Source organism: Comamonas testosteroni TK102 (assembly GCF_000739375.1).
GTDB classification, from domain to species: domain Bacteria; phylum Pseudomonadota; class Gammaproteobacteria; order Burkholderiales; family Burkholderiaceae_C; genus Comamonas; species Comamonas brasiliensis.
In genome coordinates this window covers 5,486,137-5,505,460 of record NZ_CP006704.1, presented here as the reverse complement: position 1 = coordinate 5,505,460, position 19,324 = coordinate 5,486,137, and the positions used below count along the sequence as shown (strand labels likewise).

Here is a 19,324-nt window from a genome sequence, read left to right as displayed (position 1 = left end):
AGCAGGAAGTGTGAATGCCATCGATTGTTTAGGAGATAGAAATGCTTGAAGTTCGCCCATCCAACCACCGCGGTCGCGCCAACCATGGCTGGCTGCAATCGCGTCACACCTTCTCCTTCGGCCACTACCGCGACGCCAATCAGCAAGGCTTTTCGGATCTGCTGGTCATCAATGACGACCATGTGTCCCCCGGTCAGGGCTTCGGCACCCACGGCCACCGCGACATGGAAATCTTCTCCTATGTGCTCGACGGCGCCCTGGAGCACAAGGACTCCATGGGCACGGGCTCGGTGATCCGTCCCGGCGATGTGCAGATGATGAGCGCCGGCACCGGCGTGGAGCACAGCGAATTCAACCACTCGGCCCAGGACCCGGTGCACTTTCTGCAGATCTGGATCGTGCCCGCCGAACGCGGCGCCGGCCCACGCTATCAGCAGGTCCATGTGGATGATGCCGACAAGCGCGGCCGCCTGCGCCTGATCATCGCCCCCGAAGGCGCAGACGGCACCCTGGCCGTGCGCCAGGACGCCCGGGTCTATGCCGGCCTGTTCGATGGCGCTGAATCCGCCGAACTCGATGTGGGTCCCGACCGCCATGTCTATGTGCATGTGGCACGCGGCAGCATCAGCGTGAACGGTGAGCGCCTGTCCGAAGGCGACGGCGCCCGCATCCGCAACGCCGGGGCTCTGCGCTTCGACCACGGTGAAGGCGCCGAGGTGCTGGTCTTTGATCTGCGCCCCCGCGAACTGCCCACCTTGTAAGCAACAGTTTTCACACCCCGGTTTTCATCCTGCTTTCTTGTTTTCCCTGCAGCCTCTCGCTCACCTTTTACCCAGAAGTTTCACCATGACCAATGCCAACGCTTCCATCGCCCGTCCCGTCGCCGTCGCCAAGCCCGGTGCCAAGCTGCTCAACCCCCATGACCACACGCTGATCATGATCGACTTCCAGTCGCAGATGGCCTTTGCCACGCACTCCATCGATCCCGTGCAGCTGCGCTCCAACGCCGCCCTGGTCGCTTCGGCCGCAGCAGGCTTCGGTGCTTCCACCATCCTGACCACCGTGGCCGAAAAAAGCTTCTCCGGCCCCATGTTCGAGGAAGTGACCGCGCCTTTCCCTGGCCAGGCCCTGCTGGATCGCACTTCCATGAACACCTGGGAAGACCAGGCCGTGATCAACAAGGTCAACGAGATCGGCAAGCCCCGCATCGTGCTGGCCGGCCTGTGGACCAGCGTGTGCATCGTCGGCCCGGCCCTGTCGGCCCTGGACCAGGGTTTCGAGGTCTTTGTGATCGCCGATGCCTGTGGCGACATCTCCACCGAAGCGCACAACCGCGCCATGGACCGCATGGTGCAGGCCGGCGCCCAGCCCATCACGTCGCTGCAGTACCTGCTGGAAATGCAGCGCGACTGGGCCCGCACCGAGACCTATGACATGACCACGGGGATCGCCAAGAAGCTGGGCGGCGGCTACGGCATCGGCATCACCTACGCCAAGACCATGTTCGGCGCCCACGAAGGCTGAAAAAAGCGGCAGGGGCCTGCTGCGCGGCCGTCTCCTGCGCCTGTGGTCCTCGCCGTACGCAAGTACGGCTGAGGTCCTCGGCCCCAGTCTTCCTTTTTTGCGCTCTCGTCGGCCTTTTCCTCCCTTCTTTGCGTTGCTGACACCCCCTAGGCACACCATGACCCAGCCCACCACCCCCGACCTGATCCTGTTCAACGGCCGCTTCACCACCTTGGACCGCAGCAACCCCACGGCCACGGCCGTGGCCGTGAGCCAGGGCCGCTTCAGCGCCGTCGGCAGCGACCGCGAGGTCCTGCCCCTGGCCGGCCCGCAGACCAAGCGCATCGATCTGGGCGGGCGCAGTGCGCTGCCCGGGCTCATCGACAACCACCTGCACCTGATCCGCGGCGGCCTGAACTTCAACATGGAACTGCGCTGGGACGGCGTCAAGAGCCTGACCGACGCCATGGCCATGCTCAAGGCCCAGGTGGACGTGACCCCTGCGCCCCAGTGGGTGCGCGTGGTGGGCGGTTTCACCGAGCACCAGTTCGTGGAAAAGCGCCTGCCCACGCTGGCCGAGCTGAATGCCGTGGCACCCGACACCCCGGTCTTCATCCTGCATCTGTACGACCGAGCCCTGCTCAACGCCGCCGCCCTGCGCGCCGTGGGCTACACCAAGGACACGCCCGAGCCGCCCGGTGGCCAGATCCTGCGCGACAGCGCCGGCAACCCCACGGGCCTGCTGCTGGCCAAGCCCAATGCGTCCATCCTCTACGCCACGCTGGCCAAGGGCCCCAAGCTGCCGCGCGACTACCAGGTCAATTCCACGCGCCACTTCATGCGTGAACTCAACCGCCTGGGCGTGACCGGCGCCATCGACGCGGGTGGTGGCATGCAGAACTACCCCGACGATTACGACGTGATCCAGGAGCTGGCCGATGCCGACCAGCTCACCATCCGCCTGGCCTACAACCTGTTCACACAAAAGCCCAAGGAAGAGAAGGACGACTTTCTGCGCTGGACCTCCAGCTCGCAGTACAAGCAGGGCACGGACTACTTCCGCCACAACGGCGCGGGCGAGATGCTGGTTTTCTCGGCCGCCGACTTCGAGGACTTCCGCCAGCCCCAGCCGGAGCTGGCTCCCGGCATGGAAGGCGAGCTCGAAGAAGTGGTGCGCATCCTGGCCCAGAACCGCTGGCCCTGGCGCATGCACGCCACCTACGACGAGACCATCGACCGCGCCCTCAATGTGTTCGAGAAGGTCAATGAAGACATCCCCCTGGCCGGCCTGAACTGGTTCTTCGACCACGCCGAAACCATCTCCGAAAAGTCCATCGACCGCATCGCGGCCCTGGGCGGCGGTGTGGCCGTGCAGCACCGCATGGCCTACCAGGGCGAGTATTTCGTCGAGCGCTACGGCGCTGCCGCGGCCGAGGCCACGCCTCCGGTCAAGCGCATGCTGGAAAAGGGCGTCAACGTGTCCGCCGGCACCGATGCCACCCGTGTCGCCAGCTACAACCCCTGGGTCTCGCTGTCCTGGCTCGTCACAGGCAAGACCGTGGGCGGCCTGCAGCTTACGCCTGAGCGCAATTGCCTGACCCGCGACCAGGCCCTGAGCATGTGGACCGAAAACGTCACCTGGTTCAGCAACGAACAGGGCAAGAAGGGCCGTATCCAGGTGGGCCAGCTGGCCGACCTCATCGTGCCCGACCGCGACTTCTTCGCCTGCCCCGAGTCCGACATCGCCGACACCTCGGCCCTGCTCACCGTGGTGGGCGGCAAGGTGGTCTACGGCGCTGGTGCCTTCGCCGACTTCGATGAATCGGCCCCGCCCCTGGCCATGCCCGACTGGTCGCCCGTGCGCACCTTCAAGGGCTATGGCGCCTGGGGTGTGCAGGAAGGTGCGCCGCTGCAGTCCGTGATGCGCAACGCGGCAGCAAACTGCGGTTGCGCCAGCAGCTGCAACATGCACGGCCATGCCCACGCCACGGCCTGGAGCAGCAAGCTGCCCGTGGCTGATCTCAAGGGCTTCTGGGGCGCCCTGGGCTGCGCCTGCTGGGCGGTCTGAGCATGGACGCGCTGCGTTCCGCTGCCACCGCACCCTGGGTGCAGTCGCTGGCCCTGTTGTGCCTGTGCGCGGCCTACCTGCAGGGGGGCTGGCGCAAGGCGCGGGATTTTCGCGGCGCTGTAGCCGAGGTGAAGGCTCTGGGTCTGACCCCGGCCGCCCCCGTCGCAGCGACCACCCTGGTGCTGCAGCTAGCGGGCTCGGTCCTGATCATCACGGGCTGGTACCGCTGGCTGGGGGCCCTGGCCCTGGCCGGATTCACCGTGCTGGCAGCCTTGCTGGCCGACCGTTTCTGGGCAGCGTCGCAGGCCGATCGCCAGCGTGCTGCCAATGCATTTTTTGAACACTGGGGCCTGGTCGGCGGCATGTTGCTCGTCGCCTGGCACGATCTCGGAGGCTCCCATGCCGGATAGCCCAAAAACCGCCTCGGGCAGCTTTGCGCCCCTGGCCATCCCCGTCTTTGCTGTGCTGTGGGCCGCCACGGTGCTGGGCAATATCGGCAGCTTCATGCGCGATGTGGCCAGCGCCTGGATGGTGACGGAACTCTCTTCCAGCCCCACGGCCGTCGCGCTGATCCAGACGGCGGCCACGCTGCCCGTCTTCCTGCTGGCCATTCCCGCCGGTGTGCTGTCCGACATCCTGGACCGGCGCCGTTTCCTCATCGGCGTGCAGGTGCTGCTGGGCGCCGTCAGCGGCACGCTGCTGGTGCTGGCCCAGACGAACACGCTGACCGTGGAGTATCTCGTGGCCCTGACCTTTGTAGGCGGCATCGGTGCCGCCCTCATGGGCCCGACCTGGCAGTCCATCGTGCCCGAGCTGGTGCCGCGCAGCGAGCTCAAGAGCGCCGTGGCGCTGAACTCCCTGGGCATCAACATCGCCCGTGCCATCGGTCCGGCGGCCGGAGGCCTGCTGCTGGCCAGTTTCGGCGCCGCTGCGGCCTACGGTCTCGACGTGCTCAGCTATGTGTTCGTGATTGCCGCCCTCATCTGGTGGAAACGTCCCAAGGCCGAGGCCTCGGCGCTCAACGAGCAGTTCTTCGGCGCCTTCCGGGCCGGTGTGCGCTATGCCCGTGCCAGCCGCGAGCTGCATGTGGTGCTGCTGCGCGCTGCGGTCTTTTTCCTGTTCGCCAGTTCGGTCTGGGCCTTGCTTCCCCTGGTGGCACGCCGCATGCTGGGTGGCACGGCCGGTTTCTACGGTGTGATGCTGGGCGCCGTAGGTGCCGGTGCCATCCTGGGGGCCGTGCTGCTGCCCAAGCTGCGCAAGCGCCTCGACACCGACGGTCTGGTGTTGCTGGCTTCTGTGGTGACGGCCTTGGTCATGGGCGCGCTGACCCTGGCGCCGCCCCAGTGGGCTGCCGTGGCGCTGATGCTGGTGCTGGGTCTGGGCTGGATTGTTGCGCTGACCACGCTCAACGGCGTGGCCCAGGCGGTGTTGCCCAACTGGGTACGTGGCCGGGGTCTTGCCATCTACCTCATGGTGTTCAACGGCGCCATGGCCCTGGGCAGCCTGGGCTGGGGCCTGATCGCCGGCCAGCTGGGACTGCCGGTCACGTTGCTGATCGGAGCCGTGGGCCTGGTGCTGGTGTCCCTGGTCTTCCACCGCGTCAAGCTGCCCACCGGCGAAGCCGATCTGCAGCCGTCCAACCACTGGCCCGAGCCTTTGCTGGCCGACCCCCTGGCCCACGACCGTGGTCCGGTCATGATTCAGATCGAGTACCGGATTGCCAATCAAGACCTGGTCGCCTTTTTCCAAGCCATGCAGCAGGTAGCCCAGGAGCGCCGTCGTGACGGTGCCTATGCCTGGGGCGTGGCCGAGCACACTGGTGAGCCGGGCCGGGTGATCGAGTGGTTCCTGGTTGAATCCTGGGCCGAGCATCTGCGCCAGCATGGTCGTGTGTCCAAGGCCGACGCCGATCTGCAGGCCGCCGCTTTGCGCTACCACCAGGGGCCGGACAAGCCCGTGGTCCACCACTTCCTGGCGCTCGATGCGCGCAGCGCCCAGCAGGCAACGGTGTCCCCTGCCCACTGAGCGGCGCTGGCATCGGCATTCATCGCTGACGGGGCAGGCGATGAATGCAGGGCCGGCGCGTTGCTTACTTGACGGGCTTGGCGGCGCGCACGGCCACGACCTCGATTTCCACATACCAGGCCGGGTTGGCCAGGGCAGCAATCTGGAAGGCCGAGCGTGCGGGCAGGTTGGGTTGGGCGGCCGTGCCAAAGAACTGGGTGTAGCCACGCATGAAGCCGGCAAAGTCCATCTTGTTGCCCTTGGCGGGGTCGGCCACCAGGAAGACCTGCATTTTCACCACATCGCTCATGGTGAGATTCATGCTCTTGAGCTGCTCTTCCAGGCCCTTGAGGATGGCGACGGTCTGGCCCTCGGTATCGCCGCCGTAGGCCGCAGGATCAGTGGCGGTCCTGGACTTGTCCACCGCGGGCGGCACCTTGCCGGAGAGGTAGACGGTGCGGGCATCGGTGGGGATTTCCACGGCTGCGGCGATGGGGAAGGTCGAGCCCGGTGTCTTGTAGCGCAGCACATCGCCGCTGCCGGAGGTGGTGGCAGCGCAGCCGGTGATCAATGCTGCCGTACCCAGCAGGGCGGCGGTGGTGGCGGTCTTGAAGAGGGAGGGGAAGTTCATGTGATCTCCTGAATGGATTTATGGGGTGACGCGAAAGGGTTTGACATCGGCAGCAGACAGTTTGTCCGGGTACTGATTGCCGAAGCTGCTGCGCACATAGTTCACGACGTCTGCAATCTGCTCGTCGGACAGCTTGCTGGCAAAGGACGGCATGCCGTGCAGGCCGTTCATGACGACCGAGGCCGGGTAGGCTGCGGCCGCCAGCTTGGGGTTGGAGGCCAGCGCTGGGTAGAAGCCCGCTCCCTTGGCACCTTCGCCCTTGACCATGTGGCAGCCCTGGCAGATGGCCTGGTACAGGGTTTCTCCGCCGCTCTGGCTGAAGCGTGGGCGGACTGTCGAGAAGTTCTGCATCAGTGCCTGGGTGTCGGCGGGCGAGATGGACAGGACTGCCGCAGACTGCAGCGTTTGCAGGTTTTTCACATCCTGGGTTTTCACGCCATGTGATTGGGCCAGGACGGCGCCGGAGAGACCCAGGGCCAGGGCGCCAGCGGCGCAAAGACGGTGCAAGCTGTGCATGGTGAAGTTCCTTGTGGCAGACATGGACGATCAGAGGCTGGATGCCTTGGCGTGCAGACGCTGGATTGCATCCAGCGAGGACAGCACGGCACCTTCCTGCCAGGCGGGGATGTACGAGACATGCTCGCCCGCCAGCACCAGGCGCCCGTCGACCTGGGTCAGGTCCTTGTAGTGCTGCTCGCGCATTGCGTCGGTCCAGTTGCCGAAGCAGCCGTTGATCCAGGGCATGCGATGCCAGGCGACCGATACGCCGTTGAGGAACTCCTGCTTGTATTGCGGATGGATCTGCGCGCCGTACTCCAGCGCCAGGCGAACGCGCTCGGCCGGTTTGAGCGAGGAGAAGCGATAGCTGTTGGAGTTCTCGAAGGAATAGGCGCCCAGCAGCACGGCGGGGCCGCGGCCCATATAGCCAGTGGAGGGGTAGGAGATCTGCTGGATCGGCAGATCGGTGTAGCTGATGCCGCCATAGATGCGCTCGTCCTCTTCCCAGAAGCGGCGCTTGAACTCCAGGCCCACCTTCATGGAGCTGCCATAGGGCACGGCAGCAATCGCGTTCTGCATGGCGCTGCCGGCCTGCACCTCGATCTGGCTCAGGATGGACAGCGGAATCGTGCAAACGCACCAGTCGGCACGGGCCTGCAGCGTGGCACCGGGCTTGAGGGTGTCCACATAGTCGACGGTCACGCCCTTGTCGTTCTGGGCGATCCTGGTGACCTTGGCGTTGTAGCGGATGGCCGAGCCCAGATCGCGCGCCATGGCCTGGGCCAGCATGTCCATGCCGCCCTCGGGCTGGAAGATGGCGCTGTGGAACTCGTAGATATTGCCCACGCCCATCTGGCGCCACAGATTGGATTCCAGCAGTTCGTGCAGGCCCATCGGCGTCGAAGGTTTGGCCAGCGCCATCAGGCCGCCGCCGGGGTCGATGTCGTAGCCGCGGAAATCGCTGACCGCGTTGCTGGCGCGGTAGCGGTACTCCTTGTCCAGCACGCCCCAGGCCTTCAGGCTCTCCAGCAGGCGCTCCTTGTCTTCCTGGCTGACGCTCTGGTCCAGTGCGCCCTGGTTGGTGGCCTTGGCGAGCAGCTCGGCTACATGGCCATAGACATCGGTCTGCACATGGCGAAAGCGCTGGGGTTTGCCGGCCAGGGCCTTGCTGTTGTGCAGATAGGCGTTGTAGTTGACCTGGTTGAAGGCTTCGAGCTTGATGCCGAAGCGCTTGTAGTAGTCCAGCATCGCATGGTGGTGGTAGGGCACGCGCCAGGGGCCGGGGTTGAAATAGTTGCCCTTGGCAAAGCCCACTGTCTGGCGCGTGCCGTCCAGTTCGCTGAACTCGTCGCCGCCGCGCAGCGTCCAGCAGCGGCCTCCGGCGCGGCTCTGGTATTCAAGCAACTGCACCTTGTAGCCCGCAGCGCGCAACTCATGAGCGGCCACCATGCCTGCCAGGCCAGCGCCCAGCACCAGAACCGATGCGCCCGGCCTGGCGTTGCCGAGCTTGACCGGACCGTTGTAATGCGATTCGGCTGCATAACCCAGTGAACTCATGGCCTGGTACATGGCACTGCCGCCCGCGACCTTTCCGATCATCGAGAGCAGTTGTCTGCGGCTGACATGCTTGCTTGGCTCTGGCATCTGAAATTCCTTTGTTGTTGTGTATTCTGCTGTCCATCCGGGGTTGCGGGGCAAGGGTTTTCAGCAAGAGCTATGCCAGGGACGGGCCGCCAAGCATTACTCCAATGAAATCAGTGGCTTGTTATGTAATTCAGAGCGGTTGGCATCCTGCCCTTTTGACGCTTGTGGTGCATGCTCACTAATTTGAAGCATCAATGGCCAAATTGGTGCAATGGAGTCACACAATGAGGCGGAAAAAAGGCGTATCCGCTGTGATTGCGGATACGCCTTTGAGGGGGGGGCTACGGTGCTGCCGGGCTCAGAGTTCGCCGGGAGGCACGCTGGCTTCGCTGACCATGACGCGATTGCGTCCGCCACGCTTGGCTGCATAAAGCATGGCATCGGCCTGCTGGAAGACGGCCTTGATATCGGGAGCGCTGTCGGGCCAGTGGGCCACGCCCAGCGAAATGGTGATGTGGCCCACCGGTGGCATCTCCATCTTCTCGACCAGCTGACGCAGTCGCTCGGCGGCATGCGCGGCCGCCTCCGGCGCCGTGCCGGGCAGCAGCAGCAGAAACTCCTCGCCACCCATACGGCAGGGCACGTCGTCGATACGAGAGACCTCGCGCATGGTGCGCGCGAGCTGCCTGAGTACCTCGTCGCCCGTATCGTGGCCGAAGCCGTCGTTGATGCGCTTGAAGTGATCGATGTCGATGGCAATCACCGAGAACGGCAGTGCCTGCGTCTGGAAGGCGGTGATGGCGGCTTCCAGATGGCGGCGGTTGCCCAGACCCGTCAGCGGATCGGTGTTCACGTCTTCGCGCAGCTTGGTGATGTTGCGTTGCAGCAGGTTCAGGCCCTTGAGCATGGCTTTCTTGAGTTCATAAGACTCGAAGTACCATGACTTGACGGCCTGAATGTTCTGCGCGGTTTCGGGCTTGTCCATATCGTGCGCGCCATTGGCCAGCTGGCGCAGCGGGCTGGAAATGCGGCGTGCGCTCCACCAGATGACCACCAGCATCAGCAGGGCGATGGGCAGGGTCTTGTAGAGCACGGAGCGCATCATCTTGTTGAGCGGCGCCAGCGTGGCAGCCTTGGGGCGCTGGGCCACGATGCCCCAGCCCGAGGCGTGGATCACGGCATAGCCGGCCAGCATTTCCACGCCCTTGCTGTTGACGACAGGTGCCGTGCCCGACTCGCCGCGGATGACCGCGTTGATGACATCGTTGTTGATCACCTGATCGCCCACACGGTGGTTGTCGGGGTGATAGATGATGTGCTTGTTTCTGTCCACCACATAGACATAGGTGCCGTCCTGGTAGAAGTGCGAGCCCAGCAGGGTGTCGAGAATGCTGTCTTCCTTGAGGTAGATGCTGCCGCCCACCGCTCCCAGAAATTCGCCCTGAGGACCGAAAATGGGCTGCGAGACAAATACGATGTAGTTTCCGGCAGTGGACATATAGGGCTGGCTGATGACCGGGCCGCGGGTGCTCAAGGTCTGTGTCACCCCGGCACTTTGCAGCGTCTTGCCCTTGATCTGCAGGGTTTCGGGCGATGTCGCCAGCACATAGCCCGTGGGGTCGATGATGGTGACGGAGTTGAAGCTCTTGGTCTGAAGGCGCAGACGCGTGGCCTCTTTGGCCAGATAGCCCATGTCATCCATGTGCGCCCCCATCAGACTGGCGCTGTATTCCAGTTGTTGCAGGGCGGACTGCAGAAAGTCATCCGTGCTCTTGGCCAGCTTGGTCGCGTAGGCGTGGTGACCTTCCAGCGTGTTGTCTATCAGCTGCTGGCGCTGCACCAGATAGCCGGCGTAGAAGGTATTGAGAAACGGGATCAGCGCGCTGCAGATGGTCAGGACCAGAATCAGGCGGCGCAGGTCAAGTCGGGTCGGTGCGAGGCGGCGTTGCCAGGGGAGAGATTTCTTCACAGATGATGTCGCGAGAGCAGGGCGGCTCTGCACTGTACCTGTGTGCTCTGACAGGCTCAGACCCCGGCCGCATATTCATTGAATGCCTGCATTATGGTTCCTCGCGCCGGGGCCCTGCTCATGGTCAACCACCATGCAGCCGTTCTACAGCGACAAGTCCTTGAACTTTTCCACCTGCACTGCACAGTCGTAGAAGCAGGGGGCCCGGCCTATGTCGGTGAGCTGCTGATGCGTCAGCTCGTTCACGTTCGTGCCATTGGCTCCCTGCTTGCGCCACCAGATGCCCAGGCCCACCACCACGCCTGCGCGAGCACGGCCGTTGATGGCGGCATGGCAGACATGCTCGCCGCGCCGGTTGAAGACACGCAGCGGGTCGCCGTCGGCAATGCCGCGCTCAGTCGCGTCATCGGGATGCATCTCCAGCAGCGGGCGCTCTTCCATACGGGACAGACTGGCCACATTGGCAAAGCTGCTGTTGAGGAAGTTGCGTGCCGGCGGCGAGATCATGGCCAGCGGGTAGGCGGCCGTGGGCGGTTCGTAGTTGGGCAGATAGTCGGGCAGGGTGTTGACGCCCAACCGCGCCAGGGCGGGGTTGTCGAATTCGCATTTGCCCGAAGCCGTCGCAAAGCCACCTTCGGCAAATGGCGCATCGGGCAGCGGAATATGGGCAAAGCCCTGCTGCAGAAGGTCTTCGAAATCAATCGCAGTATGTGCAACCGCTGCACGGCAAAGAGCTTCGTCGGACTCCGAGAAACATGCTGCCGCAAAAGCGGGGTCCAGCCTGGCCATATGCATGGCCAGATCGCGAAAGATCTGCGCATTGCTGCGTGCCTGGCCCTGGGGGGCAATCGCCGGGCGATTCAGCAGTACGTCGGTATGACCGTAGCTGCCGTGGATGTCCCAATGCTCTAGCTGCGTGGTGGCGGGCAGCACATAGTCGGCATGGTCTGCGGTGTCGGTCATGAAATGCTCGAGAACCACGGTGAACAGGTCTTCGCGCGCAAAGCCCGCAGCCACCTTGGCAGACTCGGGCGCCACGGCGACGGGGTTGCTGTTGTAGACCAGGACGGCTTCCACCTTGGGGCCGAAGCCGGCGCCGCCCTCATGCAGGAGCACATCGCCAATCTGGCTCATGTTCAGTGTGCGTGGGCGGCGCTCGCCCAGCAACTGTGGCAGCTGGAGCGCCGTGCGGTTGAACGGTGAGACGCCAGAGGCGGACAGCAGCAGTCCTCCCGCGCGGTGACGCCAGGCGCCGACAAGGGCCGGGAGGCAGGCGACGGCACGTACGGCATTGCCGCCGCCGCGCGCGCGCTGCATGCCGTAATTGAGGCGAATGGCCGCAGGCCTGGTCGTGCCGTATTCGCGTGCCAAGGATTGAATCTGTTCCACGCTCAGGCCGCAGACACTGGCGGCGCGCTCGGGCGGCCACTGCAAGGCTCTGGCCCTGAGTGCCTCCCAGCCCAGGGTGTGTTGCGCGATGTAGTCGTGGTCCAGCCAGTCGTGCACGATCAGCTCGTGCATCAGCGCCAATGCCAGTGCCGCATCGGTGCCGGGCAGAAGCTGCAGGTGCTCGTGGCATTTGTCGGCGGTTTCGCTCTTGCGCGGGTCTATGCAGATCAGCTTGGCGCCCTGGCGCTTGGCTTCCTGCGCATAGCGCCAGAAATGCAGATTGCTGGCAATGCTGTTGCTGCCCCAGATCAGGATCAGCTGGCTTTCGGCAAAGAACTCCACGCGCATGCCCAGTTTGCCGCCATAGGTAGCGGTAAGTGCCTCGCTGCCGGCGCTGGCGCAGATGGTGCGGTCCAGCAGGCTGGAGCCAAGCTGGTGGAAAAAGCGCCGGTCCATGCTTTCTGCCTGCACCAGACCCATGGTGCCGGCATAGCTGTAGGGCAGTATGGCTTCGGGCGCGCGCCGGGCAATCCCGTGCAGGCGCTGGGCAATATCGCTCAGGGCTTCGTCCCAGCTCACGGGAGTGAACTGGCCGCTGCCCTTGGGGCCGCTGCGTTTGAGCGGCTGCAGCACCCGCCCGGTGTGGTAGGTGCGCTCCGTGTACTTGCTGACCTTGGCACAAAGCACGCCGCCCGTGTGTCCATGGTCCGCATTGCCTTGGACCTTGGTGGCCGTGCCGTCGATCACCGTGGTGACCAGGGCGCAGGTGTCCGGACAGTCATGCGGGCAGGCGCCGCGTACTTGAACGATATGAGGCATGTCGTGGGCTCGAAAAATCTGGACCGAATTGCGGCTGAAGACCGGTTTGTGGGCCTATTATGCGGCGCGCATCCATGCCAAAAAGCCTGAGGTGCAAGACCCCAGAAACGGGCCGATCCAGCCCGTAGCAATGAGTAGCCGTAGAGAGAGAGCAATGCAAGACAAGCGAGTGGAGTGGAACCGTCGTCAATTCATGAATGCAGCAGCAGCTGTGGCGGCCGGGGGCTTGACCGGCGCCAGTTATGCACAGGATGCGGGCGGGCCCATCGTGCTCGGGCAATCCTGTGCGCTGAGCGGCCCCTCGGCACAGCTGGGGACGCAGTTCGCGCAGGGCGCCAAGCTGTACTTCGATCAGCTCAACGCCCAGGGCGGCATCGGCCGTCGCCAGGTGGAGCTGCGCACGCTGGACGACGGTTACGAGCCCGAACGCTGCGTGTCCAATACCCAGAAATTCATTGCCGACGATGTGATGGCCTTGTTCGGCTATCTGGGAACGCCCACCAGCATGGCGGCACTGCCTTTGCTGCAGAAAGCCAGGCTGCCACTGATTGCGCCGCTGACGGGGGCGGCAGGTCTGCGCGAACCCAAGCTCGCCCAGGCGGTCTTCAATCTGCGTGCCTCCTATGCCGATGAAACCGCTCTCATGGTCAGGCAGCTGGTCTCGCTGGGATTGCAGAAGATCGCGGTGTTTCACCAGAACGATGCCTATGGTCAGTCCGGTCTTGAGGGAGTGACACAGGCGCTGCAAAGTCACGGCCTCAAGCCCGTTGGCGCCGCCACGGTGGAACGCAACTCCCGGGATGTGGCCAAGGCCGTCAAGACCCTGGTGCCGCTGGGGGCCGACGTGATCGTGCAGGTCGGCACCTATGCAGCCAGTGCCGCCTTTGTGCGAGCAGCACGCCAGGCTGGCTATGGCGGGCAGTTCTACAACGTCTCCTTCGTGGGTACTTCGGCACTGGCGCAGGCACTGGGCAAGGAGGCCGAGGGGGTGGTGGTCACCCAGGTCGTGCCATCGCCGTTCAAGACCTCGCATCCGCTGGCACGCGAGTTTCAGGCCGCCCTGCAGAAAAGCGGTGCGTCGCTGCAGCCCGATTACTCGAGCATGGAGGGCTATCTGGCCGCCCGTGTCGTGGGCGAGGCGCTGAAATCCGCTGCTGCCGCTGGCCGGCTGCAGCGCGATGGCCTGGTGGCGGCGCTGGAGGCCATGAATGGCCAGCAGGTGGCGGGTTTCCCGATCGCCTTCCGCCCACAGGCCGGCAAGCCGCGTTTTGTCGAGCTGTCCATGCTCACAGGCGACGGCAAGGTCCGCGTGTGAGGCTTTGAGGCGTGCAGGGCGCAAGCTCTCTCGCTTTGGGCCATCATGGCATCTTTGCCATTGATGACCCCAAGGAGAGAGCGCATGGCCCTGCTGCCCGAACTTCAAGCAAGCGCCCCTGACATTGCCGCGCTGCGTCGCGATATCCACGCCCACCCGGAGCTGTGTTTTGAGGAAATACGGACCTCGGACCTGGTCGCGGCGAAGCTGGAGCAATGGGGCATAGCGATCCATCGCGGTCTGGGCAAGACCGGGGTGGTGGGCATCATCCATGGCCGCGACGGCGGCAGCAGCGGCCGTGCCATCGGCCTGCGTGCCGATATGGATGCCCTGCCCATGCAGGAGTTCAACACCTTTGACCATGCCAGCCGCCATGCGGGCAAGATGCATGCCTGCGGTCACGACGGCCACACGGCCATGCTGCTGGCGGCGGCGCAATATCTGGCCGCACATCGCGACAGCTTCGAGGGCACGGTCTACACCATCTTCCAGCCCGCCGAGGAGGGCGGTGGCGGCGCTCGCGAGATGGTCAACGACGGACTGTTCGAGCAGTTCCCCATGCAGGCGGTGTTTGGCATGCACAACTGGCCGGGCATGAAGGCCGGCACCATGGCCGTGGGGGCCGGGCCCGCCATGGCATCCAGCAACGAATTCAAGATCGTGGTACGCGGCAAGGGCGGCCACGCGGCCATGCCGCATATGGTGGTGGACCCGGTACCCGTGGCGGCCCAGCTCATCATGGCTTTCCAGACCATCGTCAGCCGTAACGTCAAGCCCATTGAGGCGGGCGTGGTGTCGGTCACCATGATCCATGCCGGCGAGGCTACCAACGTCGTGCCGGACAGCGTGGAGCTGCAGGGCACGGTGCGTACCTTCACCCTGGAGGTGCTGGACCTGATCGAGCAGCGCATGCAGCAGATCAGCGAGGCCGTCTGTGCCGCGCATGGCACGCAATGCACGTTCGAGTTCGTGCGCAACTACCCGCCCACCATCAACACGGCCCCCGAGGCCGAGTTTGCGCAGGCCGTGATGCGCGAGATTCTGGGCGATGCCGGCGTGGTGCCGCAAGAGCCCTCCATGGGTGCCGAGGACTTTGCCTTCATGCTGCTGGAAAGGCCCGGTGCCTACTGCTTTATCGCCAACGGCGATGGTGATCACCGCGCCCTGGGCCATGGCGGCGGTCCCTGCACCTTGCACAACCCCAGCTACGACTTCAACGATGCGCTGATTCCGCTGGGCGCGACTTTCTGGGTCAAGCTGGCCCAGCGCTGGCTGGACCAGCCTACGCGCGGCTGAAGGCTTGGGCCCGCCGTTGCGGGCTGGGTGGAGGATTTCTTTCACGCCAGACCTCGGGCGGGCAGCCAAAGAGCGTGCCGAACCAGCGTGTGAAGGCGCTGTGGCTGTTGTAGCCCAGCATGGTGGCGATCTGGCCTACAGGGTAGTCCGGGTTGCGCACATAGCGCCGGGCAAGATCTGAGCGAACCTCCTGCAGCAGCCCGGTAAAGCTCAGGCCTTCACCGTCCAGCTCGCGCTGCAGGGTCCGTACGCTGCGCCCCAGACCCTGGGCCACGCAGATGCAGGTGGCATTGCCCGAGGGCAGCATCAGATAGATGGCCTTGCGCACCTGCTGGCCGACGGAGGCCTGACGGCCCTGCTGCGTGGTGCCCACCATGGTCTTGGCATAGCGCACCAGAACCGGGTCGGCCAAGGGGTTGGGTGCATCCAGGTCCTCGGTGCGAAACACAATGCCGTTGAAGTCCGCATCAAATTCGACGCGGCAACGAAACATCTGCCTGTGCAGGCCGGTGTCGCAGGGCGCGGGGTGGCTGAAGCAGACCCGCAGCGGGCGCCATTGCGCATGCAGCAGCAGGTTGCAGGTGCGAAACAGCACGCCGATTGCCAGCTCCATGGATTGCGGCAATGCATCCGGCAGGGTGAACTCTTCGCGCAGCACCACGACGCCATTGGCGTCGTCCATATGAATCACCAGCGACTCATTGAGCATGTGCACATGCTCGATCAGCGTGCTCAGCACCTTGCGCAAGGTGGGCTGGTGCAGCAACAAAAGGCTGACGACACCGAAGTTTGAAACCTGCCGTGATTGCGCCATGCGCAGCCCGAAGTTTTCGCAACCCGTGATGCTTGCAGCTTCTTCCAGCAGGCGTCCGGCCGTCAATGCATCGATCAGCTGATCCTGCTCGCGCACCACGGCTGGGCGCAGGCCGGCACGACGCAATGCCGCATCAGGGTCTCCTCCCAGTTCGCTGAATAGTTCCGAGAAATTCGTCAGAGATGCCGCGCGCACAAAAGTGACCATGACTGCTCCACGCAAAAAGTCGGAGAAATTCTGGCATGAGATGCATAGCGTGCGGCATGAAATGCACAACCTATGTGACACAGGTTTTCTACAGTGGACTTACCGGGCGGCAGAGACCAGCAACAAGCCTGGGTTCAAAAAAGTGTAGGAGACAGTGATGCAGATAAACCCTCTGACCTGTGCCATAGGCGCGGAGTTGGTCGATGTGCAACTGGCGGATGCGCTGCGCGATGATGGGCTTTTCGCAGAGATCAAGGCGGCCTTGCTCAAGCACAAGGTGCTGTTCTTGCGTCACCAGAGAATCAGTCGCGCCGAGCATGTCGGTTTTGCCCGGCGTTTTGGCGAGCTGGAGGACCACCCGGTGGTCGGCAGCGACCCCGATCATCCCGGCCTGGTGCAGATCTACAAGACGCCGGACAAGCCGCTGGACCGGTATGAAAACTCCTGGCATTGCGATGCCACCTGGCGCGAGGTGCCGCCCATGGGCTGCGTGCTGCGCTGCGTCGAATGTCCGCCGGTTGGCGGCGACACCATGTGGGCCAATATGGCGCTGGCTTACGAAATGCTTCCATCGCATATCAAGGACGTGATAGCCCCGCTGCGGGCACGTCATAGCATCGAGTGCACCTTTGGCGCCGCCATGCCTGCGCACAAGCGTCTGGCCCTCAAGGCGCAGTTTCCGGATGCGGAGCACCCGGTGGTTCGTACGCATCCGGAAACTGGTGAAAAAGTGCTGTTTGTCAGCGGCTTCACCACTCATTTCACGAACTTCCACACGCCCGCCAATGTGCGTGTGGGCCAGGACTTCACCCAGGGCTCATCCAGTCTGCTGCAGTTCTTGATCAGCCAGGCCGCGATCCCCGAGTACCAGGTCCGCTGGCGCTGGGAGCCCGGCAGCATCGCCATCTGGGACAACCGCGCGACACAGCATTACGCGGTGATGGACTACCCGCCCTGCCATCGAAAGATGGAGCGCGCCGGGATCATCGGCACACCGACTTTCTGAGCATCGGAAAGCGCCCGTGGCAAGGCGCAGAACCTGACCGAGCGGTGCGATGCAAGCACAGTTGCACGCAAGGCTCCGAGCGCGGGCATGGCATTCATATAACAACGGAGACACCATCATGAATTTCCTCGACGGCCACCTGGTTGCCGAAAATCAGCAGCCTCTCATCATCACTGCAGCTCCCTATGCGCCTTCGTGGCTGCCGGAGGACTTCCCCGGCGAAATTCCCGTCACGATGGAGGAGCAGATTCAAAAAGCGGTGGACTGCTACCACGCCGGCGCCCAGGTGCTGCACTTGCATGTGCGTGAACTCGACGGTCGCGGCAGCAAGCGGCTTTCCAAGTTCAACGAGCTGATTGCCGGCGTGCGTGCCCGCGTCCCGGACATGATCATCCAGGTGGGTGGGTCGATCAGCTTTGCACCCGAAACCGATGGCGCGGCCGCCAAATGGCTGTCTGACGATACCCGCCACATGCTGGCCGAGCTGGACCCCAAGCCCGATCAGGTGACGGTGACCATCAATACCTCGCAGATGAACATTCTGGAGCAGTTCGATGCGCGGGATATCGAGGGCACTTCGATGGAGGACCCGGCGGTGTTCAATGCCTACAAGGAAATGACCGTGCCTGCACAGCCGGGCTGGGCCGAAGAGCATATACGCCGCCTGAGTGCGGCCGGCATTCAGAGTGCTTTCCAGTGCTACAACATCAACAGCTTCGAGTCGGTTGAGCGGCTGATGCGTCGCGGCATCTACAAAGGTCCGCTGGTGCTGAACTGGGTAGCCATCGGCGGCGGCATGGACCAGCCCAGTGTCTACAGCCTGGCCAATTTTGTGCGCGCCGTGCCCGACGGTGCGGTGCTCACAGTGGAGGCCTCGGTGCTGAACGTGCTGCCGATCAACCTCATGGGCATCGCCATGGGCCTGCATGTGCGCTGCGGCACCGAAGACAATCTATGGAATCAGGCCCGAACCCGAAAAATGGGCACGGTGGAGCAGATCGAGCAGCTGGTGCGCATTGCCAAGGAATGCAGCCGCCCCATCGCCACTCCTGCCCAGGCACGCGAGATCTGCCAGATCGGGGTGTTCTACGACACGGTGGAGGAGAGCCTGACAAGGAACGGCTTTGCTCCGAATCGCAACGGTGCTCAGCAGGGTTTTCTGCGCAAAGTCGCCTGAGTTCAAAGGAGCGCACGATGCAACGCATTCCAGTCCTGCTGTCCATTGCTCTGGCTGCAGCTTTGCCAACTGGCAGCGCCCTCGCGTTCACCGACAAGCCCGTCAAGCTCATTGTTCCTGCCCCGCCCGGTGGCACGATCGATGTGTTTGCACGCATCATCAGCGACCAGCTGGCGCATGAGCTCAAACAGCCTGTGATTGTGGAAAACCGCCCCGGTGCCGGTGGAGCCATGGCGGTGAAATACATGCTGTCCCAGCCCTCAGACGGCAATACCTTGCTGGTGACGGTGACCAATATCCTGACCGAGGTTCCGCATGTGCTCAAGGGGGGCTTTGATGCCATGAAGGATGTCAGACCCGTCTCGCAGATGGCACGCTCCGTAATGGTCTTCATTGCTTCGCCTCAGTTCCCGGCCAGGGATGCCAAGGAGGCTATTGCCTATATCAAGGCCCATCCGGGTCAGCTGTCCTTTGCCTCCTACAGCCAGGGGACGGCATCGCAGTACGCAGGGGCGATCCTGAATCAGAAGGCCGGCCTGGATATGCAGCATGTGCCGTTTCCAGGCTCTGCACCGGCACTGGCACAAATCATGGGCAATCAGATTCCGCTGATGTTCGACGGCTCCGTGACCACCAAACCGCTGGTTCCCAGCGGCAAGGTCAAGCTGCTGGCCGTTGCTTACAAGAGCCGCTTGTCCGATTTTCCCAATGTGCCGACGATGGCTGAGGTCGGTTATCCGGAGCTGGATTTCAGCAACTGGGCCGGCGTCTTTGCTTCGGCAAAGACGCCGCAGCCGTTGCTGGAGAAGATCAATGCCACGCTGCAGAAGGTCAACGCCAGCCAGGCGGTGCAGGCGCGCTATCGGTCCACCGGCTTCGAGCCCATCAGGCAGGAGCGCACTCTGGAGCAGCTGTCTGTCGATCTGCAGGCCGAATACCAGCGCAACGGTGAGATCGTCAGGAATTTCGGCATCAAGCTGAACTGAATCGGCTCGTCTATCGGTCCGGGCATGTCTGCGGCTGAGGATGCCCGGACTTTTGCTT

At 63.8% G+C, this 19,324-nt stretch carries 16 protein-coding genes; 10 read left to right on the top strand and 6 right to left on the bottom strand.

Annotation, left to right across the window (positions count from 1 at the left end; all coding sequences use genetic code 11):
• Positions 1 to 41 precede the first annotated feature (41 nt).
• From O987_RS24935 to O987_RS24915, 5 genes are all read left to right on the top strand, one after another.
• Positions 42 to 761 (top strand): pirin family protein, encoded by a 720-nt coding sequence (locus O987_RS24935; protein WP_043375440.1) that lies wholly within the window; start codon positions 42 to 44, stop codon positions 759 to 761.
• Between the two features lie 85 nt (positions 762 to 846).
• The gene (locus O987_RS24930; RefSeq protein ID WP_003050713.1) at positions 847 to 1,524 is read left to right on the top strand and encodes an isochorismatase family protein; all 678 of its coding nucleotides are present in this window, start codon (positions 847 to 849) and stop codon (positions 1,522 to 1,524) included.
• A gap of 157 nt (positions 1,525 to 1,681) precedes the next feature.
• Positions 1,682 to 3,571, top strand: coding sequence for an amidohydrolase (locus tag O987_RS24925; RefSeq protein WP_043375437.1), 1,890 nt, complete (start codon positions 1,682 to 1,684; stop codon positions 3,569 to 3,571).
• 2 nt (positions 3,572 to 3,573) lie between these two features.
• Positions 3,574 to 3,981: a DoxX family protein gene (locus tag O987_RS24920; protein WP_034377293.1), complete on the top strand. Its 408-nt coding sequence runs from the start codon at positions 3,574 to 3,576 to the stop codon at positions 3,979 to 3,981.
• Positions 3,971 to 5,596: an MFS transporter gene (locus O987_RS24915; RefSeq protein WP_034377291.1), complete on the top strand. Its 1,626-nt coding sequence runs from the start codon at positions 3,971 to 3,973 to the stop codon at positions 5,594 to 5,596. The genes O987_RS24920 and O987_RS24915 overlap by 11 nt, the downstream gene beginning before the upstream one ends.
• Positions 5,597 to 5,660: 64 nt before the next feature.
• On the opposite strand, the gene O987_RS24910 is transcribed toward O987_RS24915, so the two are convergent.
• The 5 genes from O987_RS24910 to O987_RS24890 form a co-directional block, all read right to left on the bottom strand.
• Entirely contained in the window at positions 5,661 to 6,206 is a 546-nt protein-coding gene (locus O987_RS24910; RefSeq protein WP_043375433.1) for a RidA family protein, read from the bottom strand.
• Between the two features lie 18 nt (positions 6,207 to 6,224).
• Complete coding sequence (locus O987_RS24905) at positions 6,225 to 6,722, bottom strand: c-type cytochrome (RefSeq protein ID WP_043375430.1); 498 nt, start codon at positions 6,720 to 6,722, stop codon at positions 6,225 to 6,227.
• A 30-nt stretch (positions 6,723 to 6,752) separates the two neighbouring features.
• Positions 6,753 to 8,348 carry a flavin monoamine oxidase family protein gene (locus tag O987_RS24900; RefSeq protein WP_043375428.1) on the bottom strand — a complete coding sequence of 532 codons (1,596 nt, stop codon included), beginning with the start codon at positions 8,346 to 8,348 and terminating at the stop codon, positions 6,753 to 6,755.
• 298 nt (positions 8,349 to 8,646) lie between these two features.
• Positions 8,647 to 10,257, bottom strand: a complete 1,611-nt coding sequence (locus O987_RS24895) for a sensor domain-containing diguanylate cyclase (RefSeq protein WP_043375426.1) — start codon at positions 10,255 to 10,257, stop codon at positions 8,647 to 8,649.
• Positions 10,258 to 10,401: 144 nt separating this feature from the next.
• Positions 10,402 to 12,465 (bottom strand): molybdopterin-containing oxidoreductase family protein, encoded by a 2,064-nt coding sequence (locus O987_RS24890; RefSeq protein ID WP_043375424.1) that lies wholly within the window; start codon positions 12,463 to 12,465, stop codon positions 10,402 to 10,404.
• A 154-nt stretch (positions 12,466 to 12,619) separates the two neighbouring features.
• Here O987_RS24890 and O987_RS24885 point away from each other — a divergent pair, with 154 nt between their 5' ends.
• Together O987_RS24885 and O987_RS24880 are read left to right on the top strand one after the other, a co-directional pair.
• Positions 12,620 to 13,780: an ABC transporter substrate-binding protein gene (locus O987_RS24885; RefSeq protein WP_003050740.1), complete on the top strand. Its 1,161-nt coding sequence runs from the start codon at positions 12,620 to 12,622 to the stop codon at positions 13,778 to 13,780.
• Positions 13,781 to 13,864: 84 nt separating this feature from the next.
• A complete protein-coding gene (locus O987_RS24880) occupies positions 13,865 to 15,076 on the top strand; it encodes a M20 aminoacylase family protein (RefSeq protein WP_003050742.1) in 1,212 nt (403 codons plus the stop codon).
• Here the strand turns inward: O987_RS24880 and O987_RS24875 are convergent.
• Positions 15,063 to 16,097: an AraC family transcriptional regulator gene (locus tag O987_RS24875; RefSeq protein ID WP_043375421.1), complete on the bottom strand. Its 1,035-nt coding sequence runs from the start codon at positions 16,095 to 16,097 to the stop codon at positions 15,063 to 15,065. The genes O987_RS24880 and O987_RS24875 overlap by 14 nt on opposite strands.
• Positions 16,098 to 16,254: 157 nt before the next feature.
• On the opposite strand from O987_RS24875, the gene O987_RS24870 reads away from it, so the two are divergent.
• The 3 genes from O987_RS24870 to O987_RS24860 all read left to right on the top strand — a co-directional run bounded on the left by O987_RS24870 (position 16,255) and on the right by O987_RS24860 (position 19,266).
• Positions 16,255 to 17,103: a TauD/TfdA dioxygenase family protein gene (locus tag O987_RS24870; protein ID WP_003050746.1), complete on the top strand. Its 849-nt coding sequence runs from the start codon at positions 16,255 to 16,257 to the stop codon at positions 17,101 to 17,103.
• 118 nt (positions 17,104 to 17,221) lie between these two features.
• Entirely contained in the window at positions 17,222 to 18,280 is a 1,059-nt protein-coding gene (locus O987_RS24865; protein ID WP_019043622.1) for a 3-keto-5-aminohexanoate cleavage protein, read from the top strand.
• A gap of 17 nt (positions 18,281 to 18,297) precedes the next feature.
• The gene (locus tag O987_RS24860; RefSeq protein WP_043375419.1) at positions 18,298 to 19,266 is read left to right on the top strand and encodes a Bug family tripartite tricarboxylate transporter substrate binding protein; all 969 of its coding nucleotides are present in this window, start codon (positions 18,298 to 18,300) and stop codon (positions 19,264 to 19,266) included.
• The last annotated feature ends 58 nt before the right edge of the window (positions 19,267 to 19,324 follow it).